Raw genomic sequence first — 17,638 nt, 5'->3', positions numbered from 1 at the left:
TTTAGAGTGTGGATTTAATTCATAAGCTTTATAATCCATGTGATCCAGTAAGCACCTGGTATGAATAACAGTTGAGCTAGTAATGTACCAAAAAGTCTAGAAATCATTAGCCAAGCATACATTTTACTCATTGCTTCAGCACCTTCTTCTGATTGAAGAGCTCGCTCTGTTAAAAGAGCAATACGTGGATCTAGTAGCACTGTTAATAAAATAGTAGCAAAACCATTAATAAGACCAGAAGCTGTAGTGGCTTTTGTTGCGAAAGCTGGAATTAAAAAAGAAGCATATAGTGCGGAAAGAACCCCCGCTGTATAAATTGCAGTAGCGAACATGTTAATAAGCATTATACGCTTTGGAATACCGCCGATACGCAATCTATGAATCATTTCTAACTTTGGAAAGCGGACATATTTTTTTGTGTACTTTAATTTTTGAATGTTATTCGTTTTCATCATTCGAATGAAAGAACCGTCTGTTTCAAAGTTTTGAATGACATATCCAAATAGTTTTGTCAAAGTTGGATACAGTATAATCGCAAGCAATGTACCGATAGAAGCAGATAATAGTACAAGACGTATAATATGCTCTAAATCAATAGAAGGATCTTGTTTTGCTTCGTCAACAATCCCGCCAAGTAAAAAGGCTTGTAGTAAGTTTGATGTTCTTGAAATGAGTAATACGATTCCTACGACGGATAATGCGACAGCAATCTTCTTTAAACGAACCCCGGCTAATCGAATACTATAAGAGCTTGTTTCAACTGCGTGGATCACAATTGTGAAAGCCATTATAAAAATTAACGTAATTGACATTTGTTTCACCAGTTTCTATTAAAATAATTGTAACTTTTTTACTGTATCATATCTATCGTATTTTGTAACTGAAAGTATGTGACATATGGAAATTGATTTTTCGAAAAAATAGATAATGATAGTATAATAGGTAGAAGTGGAAGAGATGTTAGCACTTATTTATACAGCAAATTAAGTGGAGGAATGAAACATGTATAAAACATTTTTATTTGATTTAGATGGAACTTTAACGAATCCGAAAGAAGGGATTGTAAACTCGGTTTTATATGCATTAAAAAAAGTAGGAATTGAAGAAGTACATATAAGTGAGTTAGATTCATTTATAGGTCCTCCTATTCAGCAATCATTCATAGAGAGATATAATATGAGTGAAGGAGAGCTTGAACGTGCTGTTTTTTATTTCCGTGAGTATTTAAAGCAGCGTGGATTGTTTGAGAATAATGTATACGAGGGGATTCTGAAGCTCTTGCAACAATTAAAAAGTTCAGGGAATCGCATATTTGTAGCAACTTCAAAGCCCACTGTATTTGCGAAACAAGTTATAGAGCATTTTCAATTGACGAATTATTTCGAAGATATCATTGGAAGTAATTTAGATGGTACGAGAATAAAAAAAGAAGAAATAATTGCTCATATTTTACAGACAAATGAAGAACTAAATAAAGAAGAAATGATAATGATTGGTGATAGAAAGCACGATATAATAGGTGCGAATCAGAATGGAATTGCTTCAATTGGTGTTTTATATGGCTATGGCTGTGAGAAAGAACTGACTGAAGTTAGTGCGACTTACATAGTGAAAGATGTTGAAGAACTGTATCATTTTTGTGTAGAAAAAAGTTTAATAAATTAGTAAATATAGATGCTAGCAATCCCTTTATAACGTTATGATGAGGAATTCGTTTCTGTTTAAAGGGATTTTTCATATGTAATCGAATATTTATAATTAGACATTTTTAGCATGAAAAAATTGTATGAATAAGAGGAGGGGTGTCAGAATTAAAAGATTAGTAGAAATTTATCAATAAATTTTAGAATATTCTGTTTAATGGAGGGGTAAAATTGGAGTTAGTTATTATATTATTAGCACTAAGTTTACTTATGTTCGTAGCATACAGAGGTTTTTCTGTTATTTTATTCGCACCGATATTTGCATTATTTGCAGTATTTTTGACAGAACCTAGTTATGTATTACCTTTCTTTTCTAATATCTTTATGGAGAAAATGGTTGGATTTATAAAGTTATATTTTCCTGTGTTTTTATTAGGAGCAATATTTGGAAAAGTAGTAGAGATGTCAGGAATTGCGGATTCTATTGCAAAAACGATTATTGAGTTAGTTGGTGAAAAACGTACTATATTAGCGATTGTATTAATGGGTGCTATTTTAACGTATAGTGGTGTTAGTGTGTATGTAGTAGTGTTTGCTGTTTATCCGTTCGCAGCTAAGTTGTTTCGACAAGCTAATATTCCAAAACGTTTAATCCCTGGAACGATTGTTCTTGGAGCAGTAACGTTTACAATGGATGCACTACCTGGATCACCACAAATTCAAAATGTAATACCTACAACATTTTTTAAAACGGATATTTATGCTGCACCGATACTTGGGATTGTAGGAGCAATTTTTGTTCTTACATTAGGTTTACTATATTTAGAGAGTAGACGTAAGAAGGCAAAAGCGGCAGGTGAAGGATATTTTGGTTTTAATGACGGAAATACTGAAATGGCAGCATCTTTGCAATTAGAACAAAAAAATATGCCATTAATTAATAACATTGAAATCACAAGAGCACAACAACTTATTGCATTTATACCACTTATTTTAGTAGGTGTAATGAATAAATTGTTTACTATTATGATACCGAAGTGGTATCCAAGCGGTTTTGATTTTTCTGCAATTGGTATGAAAGCATTTGGAAAAGTAGAATTAAGTGCAGTAGTAGGAATTTGGTCTGTAGAATTGGCACTTATTATAGGGATCTTAACAACGTTATTATTATATTGGAAGCGAGTAGTAACAGGTTTCCAAGCTGGATTGAATACAAGTATTGGTGGAGCGCTACTTGCAACGATGAATACAGGAGCTGAGTTTGGATTCGGTGGTGTCATTGCAGCACTTCCAGGCTTCGCAATTATGAGAGATGGTATCTCTGCTACTTTCACAAATCCGTTAGTGAATGGTGCAGTAACGACGAATATTTTAGCTGGAATTACAGGCTCTGCATCAGGAGGTATGGGAATAGTTTTAAGCGCAATGGGAGATAAATTTATTGCAGCGGCCAATCAATTTGATATTCCATTAGAAGTTATGCACCGTATCGTATCAATGGCATCAGGAGGAATGGATACACTACCGCATAACGGGGCTATTATTACTATTCTTACAGTAACAGGATTAACACATAAACAGTCCTATAAAGATATATTTGCTATCACAATTTTGAAAACGGTTGCTGTATTTTTAGTTATCGCGTTCTATACTTTAACAGGACTCTATTAAACATTCGAATCGTAAAGATTCATCAAATCGATAATTTATATCATAAAATATTAATTAGGATAAGAAGGGGTGGAGTACTTGCAAGAAGTTTCTGAGTTTCGTATGCCAAAGTCGGTATTATATGGAAGGAATTCGCTTGAAAAACTGGGGGAACAATCAAAAAAGTTAGGGAAAAGAGCTTTTATAGTTACTGATACAATTATGGAGAAATTAGGATATGTTGAAAAGTGTATACAACAACTAAATAAGAAAAGTATTACTGTTAGTACATATAATAAAGTAGATGCTGAGCCTACAAATATACACGTGTTAGAAGCGTTATCTCTTTGTAAAGAGGAAAAGTGTGATTTTATTATCGGTATTGGTGGTGGAAGTTGTATTGATGCTGCGAAAGCAGTAGCGGTTTTATATACAAATGGTGGAGAAGTTGAGGATTATGTCCAAAAGGATATTGATATAGAAAACAATCCACTACCACTTATTGCAATTCCAACAACTTCTGGTACTGGATCGGAAGTTACAAGTGTAGCAGTAATTACGAATAAAAAAACAGATGTAAAAATGATGATGAAGCATCCTAGTTTTATACCGAAAGTAGCAATTATAGATCCAGTTTTGACAAGTTCATTACCACCACAAATTACGGCAGCAACAGGAATAGATGCATTATGTCATGCGATTGAAGCGTATATTTCTAAAGTTTCACAACCACTTACAGATGTACTTGCTCTTTCAGCTATTGAAAGTATTATGAAATATTTACGTATAGCATATGAAGATGGACGTAATATGGAGGCAAGAGAAGCGATGATGATTGCTTCCTTACAAGCTGGAATTGCATTTTCTAATGCATCAGTTACATTAGTTCATGGAATGTCAAGGCCAGTGGGAGCATTATTTCATGTACCGCATGGTATATCAAATGCCATACTATTACCTACAGTGTTAGAGTTTACAAAAACAAGTGCAATGAAAAGGTTAGCAAAAATTGGACGTAGTTTAAATAAGGATTTGTATTCGAATTCTGATGAGGAAGTAGCAGACTACACGCTTGGTGAAATAAAAAAACTTTGCTTTGATCTTCGTATTCCAAATTTAAAAGAATACGGAATCGATGAAATTGAATTTGAAAATGCTATTTCTAAAATGGCATCAGATGCAATTGAAAGTGGTAGCCCAGCTAATAACCCACGTGTTCCATCATATGATGAAATCAAAGAGCTGTATCGAGAGTGTTTTAATTATAAGTATAAAGAATTTATAAAAACATCAGATTATTAATTTCAGAATATTCTATAAAAAATTTCCTTGGAAATGAAAGTAGAATTATTCTTTATTATTTCCATATTTCCGTTAAAACAAGACTTTATATTCCAAACTTAAAGTCTTGTTTTATTATATATAATATACATAATAAAATATTGTTATTAGTTTCATAAAAATAGTTTAGGTAGGTGTTTGTATGAAAACGATAGGTCTTATAGGTGGTATGAGTTGGGAATCAACTTCTGAATATTATCGAATTATTAATGAAGAAATAAAAGAGAGATTAGGAGGGCTACATTCAGCAAAATGTTTGATTAATAGTGTGGACTTTGAAGAGATTGAAAGATTCCAGTCTAGAGGAGATTGGAATGGAGCAGGTGAAGTTTTAGCGAATGCGGCGTATTCATTACAGAAGGGAGGAGCAGACTTTATAATCATTTGTACAAATACAATGCATAAGGTAGTTGGAAAAATAAAGGAGAAAATTGATATTCCAGTCTTACATATTGCCGATGCAACTGCAAAAGTAATTAAAAGAAAAGACATTCAAAAGGTTGGTCTGCTTGGAACTAAATATACAATGGAGCAAGATTTCTATAAGTCACGTATTGAAGAGCATGATATAAAAGTAATAGTACCATCAGGAACAAATAGAGAAAAAGTAAACGAAGTAATATATACAGAATTATGTTTAGGAAAAATAGTATTTCAATCTAGAGAGTATTATAAAAGGGTTATAGAAGAATTAGTACAAGAAGGAGCACAAGGAATTATATTAGGTTGTACGGAAATAGGTTTATTAATAAAACAAGAAAACGTATCAGTCCCGATATTTGATACGACCCATATACATGCAATTGAAGCAGTCAAGGTAGCTTTAGATAAATAGATTATAATTATATTATGTAAACTTAATTCATATATCTGGAAAACATTCAGAAAATATTTTATAATGTAAGTGGTTACATTTAAGGGGGAATGCGTATGTTTTCAGTTCAACCAATCGCATTTGTACATAATGAAAGAAAGGAAATAAAAGATGATGAGTGGTGAGAAGTAAGATCCCGTATAACTTTAACTGAAATGTATGCAGAAGAAAGTATACAAGGGATTGAAGATTTTTCCCATATTGAAGTTGTTTTTTATTTTCATAAAGTAACTGACGAGCAAATTCAGTATTTTGCTAGACATCCTAGAAATAATAAAGATTATCCTGAAGTAGGTATTTTTGCACAGCGCGGAAAAAATCGCCCGAATCGCATAGGTGTAACAATTGTAAAGGTGATCAAAAGAGAAGGTAAATCAATTATTGTTGAGGGATTAGATGCTATTAATGGTACTCCTATATTGGATATAAAACCAATAATGAAAGAGTTTATGCCGAAAGAAGAAATACACCAGCCTAAATGGGCAACGGATATAATGAGACAGTATTGGAAGGGGAATGGAGTAAAATGAGAATATATGAGGCAACAATTGCAGATTTAGATGGACTAGCATCAGTTTTTAATAACTATCGCATGTTTTATAGGCAGGATTCTGATTTAGAAGGTGCAAAAGTATTTTTACGAAATCGAATTGAGAAAAAAGAGTCCGTTATTTTCGTAGCAGTTGAAGACGGCGAATATATTGGGTTCACACAACTATATCCATCATTTTCTTCCATTTCAATGAAAGAATTATGGATTTTAAATGATTTATTTGTACAAGCGGCGAAGCGTGGAGCCGGAACAGGTAAAAAATTATTAGAAGCTGCTAAAGAATACGCATTAGAGAATGGAGCAAAAGGTGTAAAATTGCAAACAGAGATTGATAATTTATCAGCACAACGATTATATGCTGAAAATGGTTATTTGAGAGATAATCGTTATTTCCATTACGAATTAACGTTTTAAAAAATTAAGTTGAAAGAGACATTTTCAAGAAAAAGAATTTCTTTGTAATGAGAAATTCTTTTTTATTTTTTCCTAAATTAAACGCAACGAAAACGATATTTATTTATTGTTAAACAATAAATAATGTGATAAAATTATGTTATCATTAAATAAATGAGGTATTGTAAATGAATCTTAAACGAAGTTCAACAACGTTCTTAAAAGTAATTATTTTTCTTGTTGGAATTGCAGTACTTGCTTTATGCATATTTTTAGTGCCGGAAATGGCGAATTTCGCAGCGAATTTGTATCCTAATATTACTCTGATAAAATATCTTGTTTTCATTGTGATGTATGGAGCAGCTGTGCCTTTTTACGTTGCTCTTTATCAGGCTTTCAATCTTTTACAGTATATTGACGAGAACACAGCGTTCTCGGAATTATCTGTAAAGGCGTTAAAGAATATAAAGCGCTGTGCAGTTACAATCAGTGGTTTGTATGTATTGGGTATGCCACTTTTTCATTTTATAGCGAAAAAAATGGACCCTCCTATTGGGTTAGTGGGACTTATTATCGTTTTTGCTTCGCTCGTTATCGCTGTTTTTGCTGCTATTCTTCAACGCCTTCTACAAGAAGCAATTAACATAAAATCAGAAAATGATTTGACGGTCTGAGGTGGCGGATATGACAATTATTATTAATATTGACGTCATGTTAGCAAAACGAAAGATGAGTGTAACGGAACTTTCGGAGAAGGTTGGAATTACGATGGCGAATCTTTCTATTTTGAAAAATGGGAAAGCAAAAGCGGTTCGTTTTTCAACATTGGAAGCGATATGTAAAGCTTTGGAGTGTCAGCCAGGGGATATTTTGGAGTATAAAAACGATGAGAATACTCAATAAAAAAAGATAACAAATGTAAATAATAGAAGTCAATAAAGAAGGGATAGCCACTAAGCTATTCCTTCTTTATGTTAATTGCTGTTAGTAATAAAAAATATAATTTGAATTGCAATGTTTGCGTATCAAAAGGGAACTTGCTACCTTTTGAGGTAATCCGTTTTGTGGAAGAAAATTATTTGCCAAAAAGGATATTTTAACTATGATTTAAATTATTTTGAGTGCATCAAAATCTTCATTTGTATTATAGTTGATTTAAAACCCAGTTTGTTGCATCTTCAAAGTTATCTGCAATGTAGTTTGGTTCAATATGTGCCCATTTGTCTCGGTACGTATGCAAAGCATCATACCCAGCTCCTGTTCGGACTAGAATCGTAGTCGCATTTACTTTTTCTCCTGCAACAATATCAGTCCAGCGATCACCAACTACAGCACATTGTGTTAAATCAAGCCCATGTTTTTTTGCTGCTTTAAGCAGCATGCCTGTACTTGGTTTACGACATTCACAACCATCACCGTGTTTATGAGGACATACATAAATATCATCAAAACCGAAGCCTTCTAATTCTTGTACAAAATCGGCTACAGTTGCTATTCCATCTGCGATACCAGGTTGATTTGTGAAAGAGAAAATTTTTATATTTTTAGCTTTTAGTTTTTGCAAGGATGTTTTTGTGAATGGAAATAATGTAAAAGATCCCGGATAATGTATTGTAGTGTCACCACCAATTGTACCGTCACGATCAATGAAAATTGCTTTAATGTTTGTCATAGTTATAGTCCCTTCAATTATAAGTAGTTTAGAAATGTTTTACAAATCGGTAGCCATTTACTTCATAACCTAATTTTTTGTAAAAAGGATGAGCTTCTACTCTTTTTGTTCCACTAACTAGCCATGTGCCAATGCAATTATGTTTCTTTGCTAATTGCTCTGCATAATCCATCAACACTTGTCCAATGCCTTTCCGTCGTATGTTAGAATCGACGCTAATAATTGAAATCTCTCCATAACGTGTTACATCTTCTAAATTTTCACGTATACGAAATCCAAGTAATCCAAATATAGCTTCTTCTTCTTCGTAAACATATAAAAAATCAAACGGACTCATTTGTACGAATTGTAATCGATTGTTCATATCTTCATAGGAAATAGAGGAACCTTTTAATTCTTTCGTTAAAGAACAAAGTGCGTCTATATCATCTATCGTTGCTTCACGAATTTGAAAAGACATATTATCCACTCCAATAAAATGTAATCAAACATTTAATATTCTGTTAAAAAATGTTTTTTCCTGCTATGAAAATAAATATTTTATAATGATATATAGATAGTTATATGTTATTCTTTTCCTTGATTGTATTGGAAATGGAAAGAGGGGAAAGACATGTTAGAAGTAAATATCCGCTCAGCTGGATATGAAATAGGCGAAGAAACAATTCATGATATAGCTTTTTCTATCGAAAAAGGTGAACTAGTTGCTCTTATTGGAGCAAATGGTGCTGGGAAGAGTACGACGATAAAAACGATGCTCGGATTACTTGTAAATATGGACGGTGAAATATCATTCGGTGAAAAGAAAAATCCGTATGCATATGTGCCAGAACATCCAACATACTATGATTACTTGACGCTCTGGGAACATATTGAATTATTAATGGCTGCTCGTGGAAGTGAAATGGGAAACTGGGAAGAAAGAGCGGAACAATTATTACATACTTTTCGAATGGATAAGCATAAACATGAGTATTTATCAAAGTTTTCAAAAGGTATGAAACAAAAATCGATGCTAATATTGGCGTTTTTAACTGAGCCAGATTTTTATATTATTGATGAACCCTTTATCGGTTTAGATCCAGTAGCTACGAAAGAGTTTTTAACTTATTTATATAAAGAAAAAGAGCGTGGGGCAGGAATTTTACTTTGTACGCACGTATTGGATACGGCTGAAAAAATTTGTGAAAGATTTTTACTCATTTCACAAGGTACATTAGTCGCAGATGGACATTTAGAATCTATTCAAATGTTAGCGGAAATGCCTGGTAGCTCATTACTAGACTGCTTTGATATAATTGTAAGGCGTGAACAACATGATTAAACAACAATTTTATAAAAGATTACGCCATGAGCTCCGGCGGAAGTGGAAGTCTATACGTTCGGTAACAGATTGGACAGTCGCGTTATATATTATTATTCCAATACTTATATTTATGGGAATCTATTATAGGTCACTATGGATAAATGAATTATCAATGGAAGAGACGATTTATTTCGGATTAGGATTACTAGCATTTTATCTAGTAACATATCCGAGAGGAGTTCGTTCATTTTTTGAGCAAGCGGATAGTTTATTTTTAATTTCGTATGCAACACATATGCGAAAATTAGTCCAGTATGGCATGATGTACACATTTATTCGAATAGCGATAACGAATATAATAGTGGTCGTTATTATGTTACCGGTGTTGATGAAAAGTATCGAGGTAACAGAGATACAAGTCCTATTATTTTGGGTATTCTTTACTATATTTCGATTTATGTTGTCGTTGTTAACGAGATTTATTCATGTACATGTGGGGAAACGATGGGTTTTATGGATTATAAAAAATGTAGTATTTTCTATGAGCGTGTCCTTTTTGGGAATTAGTTTATTTTTTATTTATAAAAATCCATTTTATTCAATTCTATTTATCGGTTTAGTAATTTTCTTAAGTAGTGTATTAGTAAAAGAGAAAATGAATTATAAAAAGTTCTTTTTTAAAGAAATCGAGAAAGAAAAGGAGGAAAGCATGCGCTGGACGAGCGGAATTATGCAAGTTGGTGGTCATGCGGCTAAACCGAGTAGTTCGAATAAAAAACCGTGGATGTTTCCGCGCTCTAAAAGACTATTAGGAAAAAAAGCTGATTCTCGTATTGTCGAATCTTTTTTGAAAGAATTTTTCCGTACAAGTACTGCACGAATATTTTATATTCAAATTGTATGTATCAGTACTGCAAGTATAATTATGACTCCAAGGTGGATTACAGCTATTGTTCTCGTATTTGCTGTAGTTGCAATTTCTCGCTATGCACGTGATTATTGGAATGAATTTACGAATAAGATGTTTCTTCATTTATATTGTGATGAAGGGAAATTACTTTTGTTAAGATGGAAGGCAGATCGTTATTTACTACTACCAGCAATACTTTTATATGTAATAGTTATACTTTTCCAGTTTTATTTATTGCCAGCTGTGATCGGTGGCATTATTTTTATTTTATTAATTGTATGGATTGTATTTTTACCATTAAAAAAGAGCCATTGACGGCTCTTTTTCTAGTCTGTAATACATTGATAAATAAAATATACTAAAACGAGTATGCTTGCGGCGGAATACATGACATCTAAAGTCATTCAAGTGCCTCCTCAATATTGTGGTATTAATATTGTATGAAATCTTACAATTTCATATTCAAGTGAAAAATATGTGAACGTTAACAAAATTGTAAAGTGCAAAAATTATAATCATTTTGTATAATAGAAGAAACCACCGTTATATAAAAAAATAATGAGTGAAAGGGGAGGGAACATAAATGCCAAATTGGTTTAGAAAAACCTTAGTCGCATTAATTACCGTATTTACATTTGGTTTAGTGACGCCTCCTTCCATATTGCTTGATAATGCCAAAGCTGCGGACAAGCCTACGAGCACAGCTGGGCAACAAAATTTGGAGAGTACGTCCTATACATATGAAGAAACGAATGACAGGTTAACCACCGATACTTTTATTACTTATGCGATGCAAGAAGCAGAAAAACAGTCGATGCAAAAGTTTGGTACTAAAATTGGCCCAGTAATTGAAGATGAATTTAAAGATGTAATATTACCAAAGATTGAAGAGGCAATTGCTGAACTTGCCAATGATGTACCAGAGAAGTCATTGCAATCATTAGCGATTTCTCAAAGACCAGCTGGTGGAAATAATGAAAAGATTTTTCACGTCTACGATACGAAAACAGGAAATGACTTATTGCGTTTCCATGTAAGAAGAGATCATCCACCGCAAGATGGTTATTATTTTAATTTCCACTATCATCGTTTTGATGATGGATACTCTGGACATCATGAGTTAGGGAATATTTATTGGAATACGAATGTACCGCCAAAATGGCTTTCTTAAAAAGAACAAGAGAAAATCTTGTTCTTTTTTATTTTTATAGAAGGGACAGACAACTATGTTGTTGAATAACATAGGTTTAGAAAAAGAAGCAAAAGGAGTATGGAGATGCAAAAATATATTGTTTTTGACTTTGATGGCACATTAGTAGATTCACAAAATATATTTGTACCGATTTATAATCAACTTGCTGAAAAACATGGGTATAAAGCAGTAAAGGAAGAAGAAATTGAACATTTACGTAAATTAACGATGCCAGAGAGATGTAAACAACTCGATGTACCACTGTATAAATTACCGATATTAGCGTTGGAGTTTTATAAATTATACCAGCCTGCTATAAAAGATCTCGTTTTGTTCCATGGAATGAAGGATGTATTAGATGAACTACATAAAAAAGAATACGGTATTGCGGTTATATCATCTAACTCAGAAGAGCATATTCGAGCATTTTTACAAAAGAATGATATAGAAAATATACAAGAAGTGTATTGTTCTAAAAATTTGTTCGGTAAAGACAAGATGATAAAAAGATTTTTAAAATCGAAAAAAATAACTGAGAAAGATATGTTATATGTCGGTGATGAACAGAGAGACGTAGTAGCATGTAAAAAGGCTGGGGTAAACGTAATTTGGGTATCTTGGGGATATGATGTTATTGAAACAGTGAAAAAAGACGCACCCGATTATATGGTTCATAAGCCGATGGAAATTGTGCAAGTAGTACAAGGAGCGTATTCTTAATATGAATACACTTCGAGCAGGTATTCATCATATTGAATTTTGGGTAGCAAATTTAGAGGAATCCATTTCTTTTTATAATAAGCTGTTTTCAATAATTGGATGGAGAAAATTAAATGAAGTAGCATATAGCACGGGAGAAAGTGAAATATACTTTAAAGAAGTAGATGAGGAAATCGTAAGGACGTTAGGGCCTAGACATATTTGTTATCAAGCTATTCATAGAGAAGTAGTTGATGAAGTAGCAGATTTTCTTTCTAGTATGAAAGTGAAGGTAATACGTGGTCCAATTGAAATGAATCATTATTCAGAAGGGTACTATACGATTGATTTTTACGATCCGAATGGATTTATTGTAGAAGTAGCCTATACACCAAATGCAGAAATGTAAGGGGAATAGATATGAAGATAATTACAGCACGGCAAAACAATATACAAATTGTAAAAGATGCAGCGAATATTGAAGAAATTTCTAAAGGTTTCTCTCCAGATAAGAAATATGTAATTACGAATGCAAATAATGAAAAATATTTATTTCGGACAGGAGATATAAAAGAGTATGAAAGAAAGAAAATAGAGTTTCAAATTTTAAATGAAATGGTAAAACGTAACGTACAGGCACAAAGGCCAATTGAAATAGGTATATTGGAAGAAGAAGGTGTATGCTATAGTATTTTTTCATATTTAGAAGGGGAAGATGCGAAGAAGCTATTGCCTACGTATTCACCAAAAGAACAATATGATATTGGCATAGAGGCAGGAAAAGATTTAGCGAAAATGCATACATATGAAGCGCCTAATGATATACTTCCATGGTATGAAAGAGCAATGAAAAAACATAGTAAATATTTAGAAGCATACAAAACATGCGGAATAAAAATAAAAAATGATAATAAAATTATTAAGTTTATAGATGAAAATGAAATGTATGTAAAGGATCGCCCAAATCGATTTCAACACGATGATTTTCATTTAGAAAATATAATTGTACGGGATGGGAATTATGTAGGTGTAGTTGATTTTAATGGTTATGACTGGGGCGATCCACTGCATGATTTCGTGAAAATTGCACTATTTGCAAGGGACATTAGTATTCCGTATTCAATCGGACAAATAGAAGGATACTTTAATAGGAGAATACCAGAAGAGTTCTGGAAATTATATGCGGTGTACGTTGGCATGACAGTTTTCTCATCAGTTGTCTGGACATTAAGAGCAGCACCACATATGTTGGATGATACGTTAGAGCGTCTTCATATTGTATTGGAAGATCATAAAAACTTTGAGTTATTAAAACCAAGTTGGTTTCAACCAGATAAGATTGATATGAAATAGAAAAGGTAGGTGTGATTCGCACCTACCTTTATTTTTTACCATTCTTCATTTTGAAGTAGTTGTAATGCTAACTTTAAATCCACATCTTCTTGTATATGTTCCGGAGTCCATGGGATATGTATATGAGGTTGTATTCCAATTCCGGACATTCCTTTGCCTTTATCTATAATAGAAAGCCGTGAAGTAGGATAGTAAAGAGCGAACGTACCAGCCCATTCCATTACTGCTAAATTAGAATAATCATTTAAACCAGCAGTAGGACGACCTATTACTTTTACTTTCGGTGATTTTTTTGTTGCTTCTACAAAAGAATCACCAGAGCTTCCACATGTAACATCTGTTAATACGGCTACTCTACTTGGTGTTGTTCGTCCGTGTATTTTCAAAGTTTGAAGTTCTTTTGGTAGTCCAGATGTATCAAATGTAACAAGGCCCTTTTTATAATTCTCTTTTAAATCGTGAATAAACATATCGGTGACTAACTTTGAAAGGTCGTCTGAAGAATCATAATCTTCTTCGAAGTCTTGCATTCGTAAATAATAATTTCGTTCTGTATGATTTAATTGCATTGTATTTGAAGAGTCGAAAAGAGAAATTTCTTTGTCTTCAAATAAGTAAGGAAGTATGTTGAAAAATGCATCATCACTTCCACCACGATTCAATCGCACATCTATAATTAAGTTTTGAAAAGAATCCAGCTCGTTTTTGTATGAGTCGATTAATTGATTAATAGCTGCAGCATTTGCAAAGTCAGTTAAAGTAATTAAGAGTGTATCTTTATTGTACTTTTTTAATGAATAGATAGGTGTGTATTCGCTTTGTTTATATTTTTGTAAAGAAATGGTTTCGGTTACTCCATCTTTATCTATAAGTGTACAATTTGATGATTTTAATAAAACATAGGCCCATTTTTCACGCTCATATGTATTCTCATTTACATACTTTTTATACTTTATTAATAGCTTAGGAATTTTCATATTATCTAATGCAACGATAGTTTGTCCTTTTTTTACTCTTTTTTCTTGTGAAGTAGATGTAATATATAGGTGATCTTCGTATCTTTTCACTTGGAAGCCAACACTGTTAAGAGGTTGATCGTTAGAGCTCATTTTGAAAAACATATGATTGTCTTTGAAGTCTAATAAGTAATCATTTACAATTTCAGTGAATTGTACTGGTGTTAAATCTCTTTGCTTCTCTAGTTGCTCAATTGTTTGTAAATATGTAGTAGGATCATCCCATCCTTTTTTATCAATAAAACCGGAATAATCGTGATGAGTAATCGAAACAACTTCTTTGAAGATTTCTGTGTACAATGCTTTTCCTCCTTATAGTTTAAATAACTAAATAAAAGGATTCCTTGTTCTATACGTAAAATCCTTTATTTGGATGAGAATATAAAAATAGAGGGAAGTGTATCTTCCCTCTATTAAAATAATTATTTAATTTTCTTAAATGTAAGCGGCTGAGTACTTAATGTAGCTGGTACATGTAACTGAAGGGATGGGAATTCACCACTTACATTCATTTCATAAGCGAATAATAAGCTCATTTTTATTTGGAATAAGTCAACTTTTGCAGAGAAGATGTCGTAATGATGATGCCCTAATTGAATATCCATTTCCATAAATTGTACATATAACGAATCATCTCGTTTGTATACTTGTAATGTTCCGTATGCAGGATGTTCAAAAGTACCAGTATAATCCTCTAACTTGTGCGAAGGTGTAGTCCCTTTAATTTGTTCAGGGAGCGATTCAGTTGCTTCTTTCATCATTTCCTTCATTTTTTTAGTATCTTCTACAGCACGTTTATGCCAATCAATGGATTCTAATTCAAGTAGTTCGTCATAAATTTGATTAGCGAGATAAGTAGGAAGTAATGTTCCTCCAGCATTCGTTAAAATGACAAGGCCTATGTTTTCTGTTGGTATGAATGAAACAAGTGCTGAAAATCCATCGATATTACCGCCATGATGAATTACTTTTTTACCACGATAAGCGCTAATAAACCAACCAAGACCGTAACTATTTAATGGAGATTCAGGGAGTGATAAAACGGGTTGGTCTGGAATTGAATTGTGTGGTGTATACATTTGTTGTAATAATTCAGAGGAGATTAATTCATGATCTCCAAATTTTCCTTCGTTTAAGTGGAGAAGTACCCAATTTGCCATATCTTCAATTGTAGAATTAATACACCCAGCAGCGCCAACTGTATCGATGTTACGGAATGGAACTACTTTTATTTCACCGTCATTTTCAATGTAAGGTAAAGCGTAATCATCTGTAGTTTGTGAATCGTTAACAGAGAAGTTTGTATGTCTCATATTTAAAGGTTCTAAAATATGTTCTGTAGTATATTGCTCCCACGTTTGATTTGTAATGTTTTCAACAATGCAGCTAATTGTTGCATACATTAAGTTGTTATATAGAAATGCAGTCCGGAACGGTGTATCAAGTGGTAAATGTTTTATTTTTTCAACGAGATCTTGTCGAGATAAGGAAGAGTTGTACCAAAGAGCATCATGACGACTCACTCCAGTTCGATGAGAAGCTAAATCCCGTCCTGTAACTTGTGAGCTAGCAAGTAGTTCAGATAAAGTAAAGTTAGGTATATAAGAATGGATAGGAGTATCCCAATTAAACTTTTTTTGCTGTGCTAACAAGCTTAATGAAAGTGTGCCAAACGCTTTCGTTGAGGAACCGATTGCGAACCGGGTATTCGCTGTAACAGCCTCTTTTGTTTCTATATTACGATAGCCGAAACCTTCTGAAATAATAACTTCACCGTCTTTTATAACAGCTACAGCAGCACCAGGAACATTTAAATTCTTCATCATTTTTTCAACCGTTGTTTGTAAAGAAGTCATAACAGGCGTTTCAATTTTAGACATACTTCTAACCTCCAAATATAAATTTTGTTCTACCGCACTATACTTTCGGTAATAGAAAATGAAAACCTTTTTAAATTTGGAAAGTTAATAATTTTGTAAGAATTAGCGGAAGAAATTTTATTAATTAGGATTATTAAATTTACCATTTTTCATGTTATGATAAATTGCATATACGATTGAAAGAAGGTTTTCCTACATATGAAACATGCTGAAAATGAATACTTAAATTTATGCCGCCATGTAATGGAACATGGTACGAAGAAAGAAGATCGTACAGGGACAGGAACTGTATCTGTATTTGGATATCAAATGCGTTTTGATTTGAGTAAAGGATTTCCTTTATTAACGACAAAAAGAGTACCATTTCGCCTTGTAGCAAGTGAACTACTTTGGTTTATGAAAGGTGATACAAATATTCGCTATTTATTGCAGCATAATAATAACATTTGGAATGAATGGGCGTTTAAGAGCTGGGTAGAAAGTGATGAGTATACTGGTCCTGACATGACGGATTTTGGTCTTCGCTCACAACAAGATGAAGAATTTAAAGTACAGTACGATGAGCAGATGGAATTGTTTAAAAAGAAAGTTTTAGAAGATGATGATTTCTCAAATAAATATGGTTATTTAGGTGACGTTTACGGTAAACAGTGGCGAGCTTGGAAAACGACAGCTGGTGAGACACTTGATCAATTAAAAGATGTAATTGAAATGATTAAAAAAACACCAGACTCACGTCGTTTAATCGTTTCTGCTTGGAATCCTGAAGACGTACCAAGTATGGCATTACCCCCTTGTCATACATTATTCCAGTTTTATGTAGCGGACGGAAAGCTTTCTTGTCAGCTATATCAAAGAAGTGGTGACATATTCCTTGGAATACCATTTAACATCGCAAGTTATTCACTACTAACACATCTAATTGCACATGAATGTGGTCTTGAAGTAGGGGAATTTGTTCATACAATTGGTGATGCACATATTTATACAAATCATTTTGAACAAGTAGAAAAGCAATTGGCACGTGAAGCACGTCCATTCCCGAAACTTACATTAAATCCAGATGTGAAATCTGTTTTCGATTTTGAAATGGAAGATTTAACGATTGAAGGATATGATCCACATCCAGCAATTAAAGCACCGGTTGCAGTATAAT

General features: G+C 33.0%; 19 protein-coding genes and 1 pseudogene. 15 read left to right on the top strand and 5 right to left on the bottom strand.

Translation table 11 applies throughout. The features are described from left to right. Positions 1–14 precede the first annotated feature (14 nt). Complete coding sequence (locus tag MR170_RS12515; RefSeq protein WP_016081802.1) at positions 15–812, bottom strand: lipid II flippase Amj family protein; 798 nt, start codon at positions 810–812, stop codon at positions 15–17. 190 nt (positions 813–1,002) lie between these two features. Here MR170_RS12515 and MR170_RS12510 point away from each other — a divergent pair, with 190 nt between their 5' ends. From MR170_RS12510 to MR170_RS12475, 8 genes and pseudogenes are all read left to right on the top strand, one after another. Then, complete coding sequence (locus MR170_RS12510) at positions 1,003–1,665, top strand: HAD family hydrolase (protein ID WP_029442200.1); 663 nt, start codon at positions 1,003–1,005, stop codon at positions 1,663–1,665. 209 nt (positions 1,666–1,874) lie between these two features. Continuing rightward, positions 1,875–3,314 (top strand): GntP family permease, encoded by a 1,440-nt coding sequence (locus MR170_RS12505; RefSeq protein ID WP_242308362.1) that lies wholly within the window; start codon positions 1,875–1,877, stop codon positions 3,312–3,314. 78 nt (positions 3,315–3,392) lie between these two features. Next, entirely contained in the window at positions 3,393–4,595 is a 1,203-nt protein-coding gene (locus MR170_RS12500) for an iron-containing alcohol dehydrogenase (protein WP_029442201.1), read from the top strand. Positions 4,596–4,776: 181 nt separating this feature from the next. Beyond that, positions 4,777–5,469 carry an aspartate/glutamate racemase family protein gene (locus MR170_RS12495; protein ID WP_043936555.1) on the top strand — a complete coding sequence of 231 codons (693 nt, stop codon included), beginning with the start codon at positions 4,777–4,779 and terminating at the stop codon, positions 5,467–5,469. Between the two features lie 95 nt (positions 5,470–5,564). Beyond that, positions 5,565–6,038: pseudogene (locus MR170_RS12490) on the top strand (SAM-dependent methyltransferase). Continuing rightward, positions 6,035–6,475, top strand: a complete 441-nt coding sequence (locus MR170_RS12485) for a GNAT family N-acetyltransferase (RefSeq protein WP_001223866.1) — start codon at positions 6,035–6,037, stop codon at positions 6,473–6,475. The pseudogene MR170_RS12490 and the gene MR170_RS12485 overlap by 4 nt, the downstream one beginning before the upstream one ends. 167 nt (positions 6,476–6,642) lie before the next feature. Then, positions 6,643–7,128, top strand: coding sequence for a DUF2975 domain-containing protein (locus MR170_RS12480; protein WP_016081797.1), 486 nt, complete (start codon positions 6,643–6,645; stop codon positions 7,126–7,128). A gap of 10 nt (positions 7,129–7,138) precedes the next feature. Continuing rightward, on the top strand, positions 7,139–7,357 hold the full coding sequence (locus MR170_RS12475) for a helix-turn-helix domain-containing protein (RefSeq protein ID WP_000152534.1): 219 nt from the start codon (positions 7,139–7,141) through the stop codon (positions 7,355–7,357). A 241-nt stretch (positions 7,358–7,598) separates the two neighbouring features. Here MR170_RS12475 and MR170_RS12470 read toward each other — a convergent pair whose 3' ends face one another. Then, on the bottom strand, positions 7,599–8,126 hold the full coding sequence (locus MR170_RS12470) for an HAD-IIIA family hydrolase (RefSeq protein ID WP_000181784.1): 528 nt from the start codon (positions 8,124–8,126) through the stop codon (positions 7,599–7,601). A 28-nt stretch (positions 8,127–8,154) separates the two neighbouring features. Further along, on the bottom strand, positions 8,155–8,586 hold the full coding sequence (locus MR170_RS12465; protein WP_000009776.1) for a GNAT family N-acetyltransferase: 432 nt from the start codon (positions 8,584–8,586) through the stop codon (positions 8,155–8,157). Positions 8,587–8,739: 153 nt separating this feature from the next. Between MR170_RS12465 and MR170_RS12460 the strand changes: the two genes are divergently transcribed. The 6 genes from MR170_RS12460 to MR170_RS12435 all read left to right on the top strand — a co-directional run bounded on the left by MR170_RS12460 (position 8,740) and on the right by MR170_RS12435 (position 13,586). Beyond that, the gene (locus MR170_RS12460; RefSeq protein ID WP_000895232.1) at positions 8,740–9,450 is read left to right on the top strand and encodes an ABC transporter ATP-binding protein; all 711 of its coding nucleotides are present in this window, start codon (positions 8,740–8,742) and stop codon (positions 9,448–9,450) included. After that, entirely contained in the window at positions 9,443–10,657 is a 1,215-nt protein-coding gene (locus tag MR170_RS12455; RefSeq protein WP_029442205.1) for an ABC transporter permease, read from the top strand. The genes MR170_RS12460 and MR170_RS12455 overlap by 8 nt, the downstream gene beginning before the upstream one ends. A gap of 268 nt (positions 10,658–10,925) precedes the next feature. Continuing rightward, on the top strand, positions 10,926–11,513 hold the full coding sequence (locus MR170_RS12450; protein ID WP_016081794.1) for a YpjP family protein: 588 nt from the start codon (positions 10,926–10,928) through the stop codon (positions 11,511–11,513). Between the two features lie 105 nt (positions 11,514–11,618). After that, complete coding sequence (locus MR170_RS12445; protein WP_016081793.1) at positions 11,619–12,254, top strand: HAD family hydrolase; 636 nt, start codon at positions 11,619–11,621, stop codon at positions 12,252–12,254. Between the two features lies 1 nt (position 12,255). Next, positions 12,256–12,642 (top strand): VOC family protein, encoded by a 387-nt coding sequence (locus tag MR170_RS12440; RefSeq protein WP_029442206.1) that lies wholly within the window; start codon positions 12,256–12,258, stop codon positions 12,640–12,642. A gap of 11 nt (positions 12,643–12,653) precedes the next feature. Further along, complete coding sequence (locus MR170_RS12435) at positions 12,654–13,586, top strand: aminoglycoside phosphotransferase family protein (RefSeq protein ID WP_016081792.1); 933 nt, start codon at positions 12,654–12,656, stop codon at positions 13,584–13,586. Between the two features lie 35 nt (positions 13,587–13,621). On the opposite strand, the gene MR170_RS12430 is transcribed toward MR170_RS12435, so the two are convergent. Both MR170_RS12430 and MR170_RS12425 read right to left on the bottom strand, forming a co-directional pair. Further along, positions 13,622–14,902 (bottom strand): S41 family peptidase, encoded by a 1,281-nt coding sequence (locus tag MR170_RS12430; protein ID WP_242308360.1) that lies wholly within the window; start codon positions 14,900–14,902, stop codon positions 13,622–13,624. Positions 14,903–15,024: 122 nt separating this feature from the next. Continuing rightward, the gene (locus MR170_RS12425; protein ID WP_242308359.1) at positions 15,025–16,482 is read right to left on the bottom strand and encodes a serine hydrolase; all 1,458 of its coding nucleotides are present in this window, start codon (positions 16,480–16,482) and stop codon (positions 15,025–15,027) included. 198 nt (positions 16,483–16,680) lie between these two features. On the opposite strand from MR170_RS12425, the gene MR170_RS12420 reads away from it, so the two are divergent. Continuing rightward, entirely contained in the window at positions 16,681–17,637 is a 957-nt protein-coding gene (locus MR170_RS12420; protein WP_016081788.1) for a thymidylate synthase, read from the top strand. Position 17,638: the final 1 nt, after the last annotated feature.

This window comes from Bacillus cereus group sp. BfR-BA-01524 (assembly GCF_022662595.1).
Lineage (GTDB): Bacteria > Bacillota > Bacilli > Bacillales > Bacillaceae_G > Bacillus_A > Bacillus_A thuringiensis_S.
The sequence above is the reverse complement of the archived record's forward strand: the minus strand, read 5'-3'. Positions and strand labels throughout refer to the sequence as shown.

Bases quoted from the DNA above. Each gene is read 5' to 3' on its own strand.
- MR170_RS12515 (WP_016081802.1), bottom strand. From the start codon at position 812: ATGTCAATTACGTTAATTTTTATAATGGCTTTCACAATTGTGATCCAC.
- MR170_RS12510 (WP_029442200.1), top strand. From the start codon at position 1,003: ATGTATAAAACATTTTTATTTGATTTAGATGGAACTTTAACGAATCCG.
- MR170_RS12495 (WP_043936555.1), top strand. From the start codon at position 4,777: ATGAAAACGATAGGTCTTATAGGTGGTATGAGTTGGGAATCAACTTCT.
- MR170_RS12485 (WP_001223866.1), top strand. From the start codon at position 6,035: ATGAGAATATATGAGGCAACAATTGCAGATTTAGATGGACTAGCATCA.
- MR170_RS12480 (WP_016081797.1), top strand. From the start codon at position 6,643: ATGAATCTTAAACGAAGTTCAACAACGTTCTTAAAAGTAATTATTTTT.
- MR170_RS12475 (WP_000152534.1), top strand. From the start codon at position 7,139: ATGACAATTATTATTAATATTGACGTCATGTTAGCAAAACGAAAGATG.
- MR170_RS12470 (WP_000181784.1), bottom strand. From the start codon at position 8,126: ATGACAAACATTAAAGCAATTTTCATTGATCGTGACGGTACAATTGGT.
- MR170_RS12465 (WP_000009776.1), bottom strand. From the start codon at position 8,586: ATGTCTTTTCAAATTCGTGAAGCAACGATAGATGATATAGACGCACTT.
- MR170_RS12460 (WP_000895232.1), top strand. From the start codon at position 8,740: ATGTTAGAAGTAAATATCCGCTCAGCTGGATATGAAATAGGCGAAGAA.
- MR170_RS12455 (WP_029442205.1), top strand. From the start codon at position 9,443: ATGATTAAACAACAATTTTATAAAAGATTACGCCATGAGCTCCGGCGG.
- MR170_RS12450 (WP_016081794.1), top strand. From the start codon at position 10,926: ATGCCAAATTGGTTTAGAAAAACCTTAGTCGCATTAATTACCGTATTT.
- MR170_RS12445 (WP_016081793.1), top strand. From the start codon at position 11,619: ATGCAAAAATATATTGTTTTTGACTTTGATGGCACATTAGTAGATTCA.
- MR170_RS12440 (WP_029442206.1), top strand. From the start codon at position 12,256: ATGAATACACTTCGAGCAGGTATTCATCATATTGAATTTTGGGTAGCA.
- MR170_RS12435 (WP_016081792.1), top strand. From the start codon at position 12,654: ATGAAGATAATTACAGCACGGCAAAACAATATACAAATTGTAAAAGAT.
- MR170_RS12425 (WP_242308359.1), bottom strand. From the start codon at position 16,482: ATGTCTAAAATTGAAACGCCTGTTATGACTTCTTTACAAACAACGGTT.
- MR170_RS12420 (WP_016081788.1), top strand. From the start codon at position 16,681: ATGAAACATGCTGAAAATGAATACTTAAATTTATGCCGCCATGTAATG.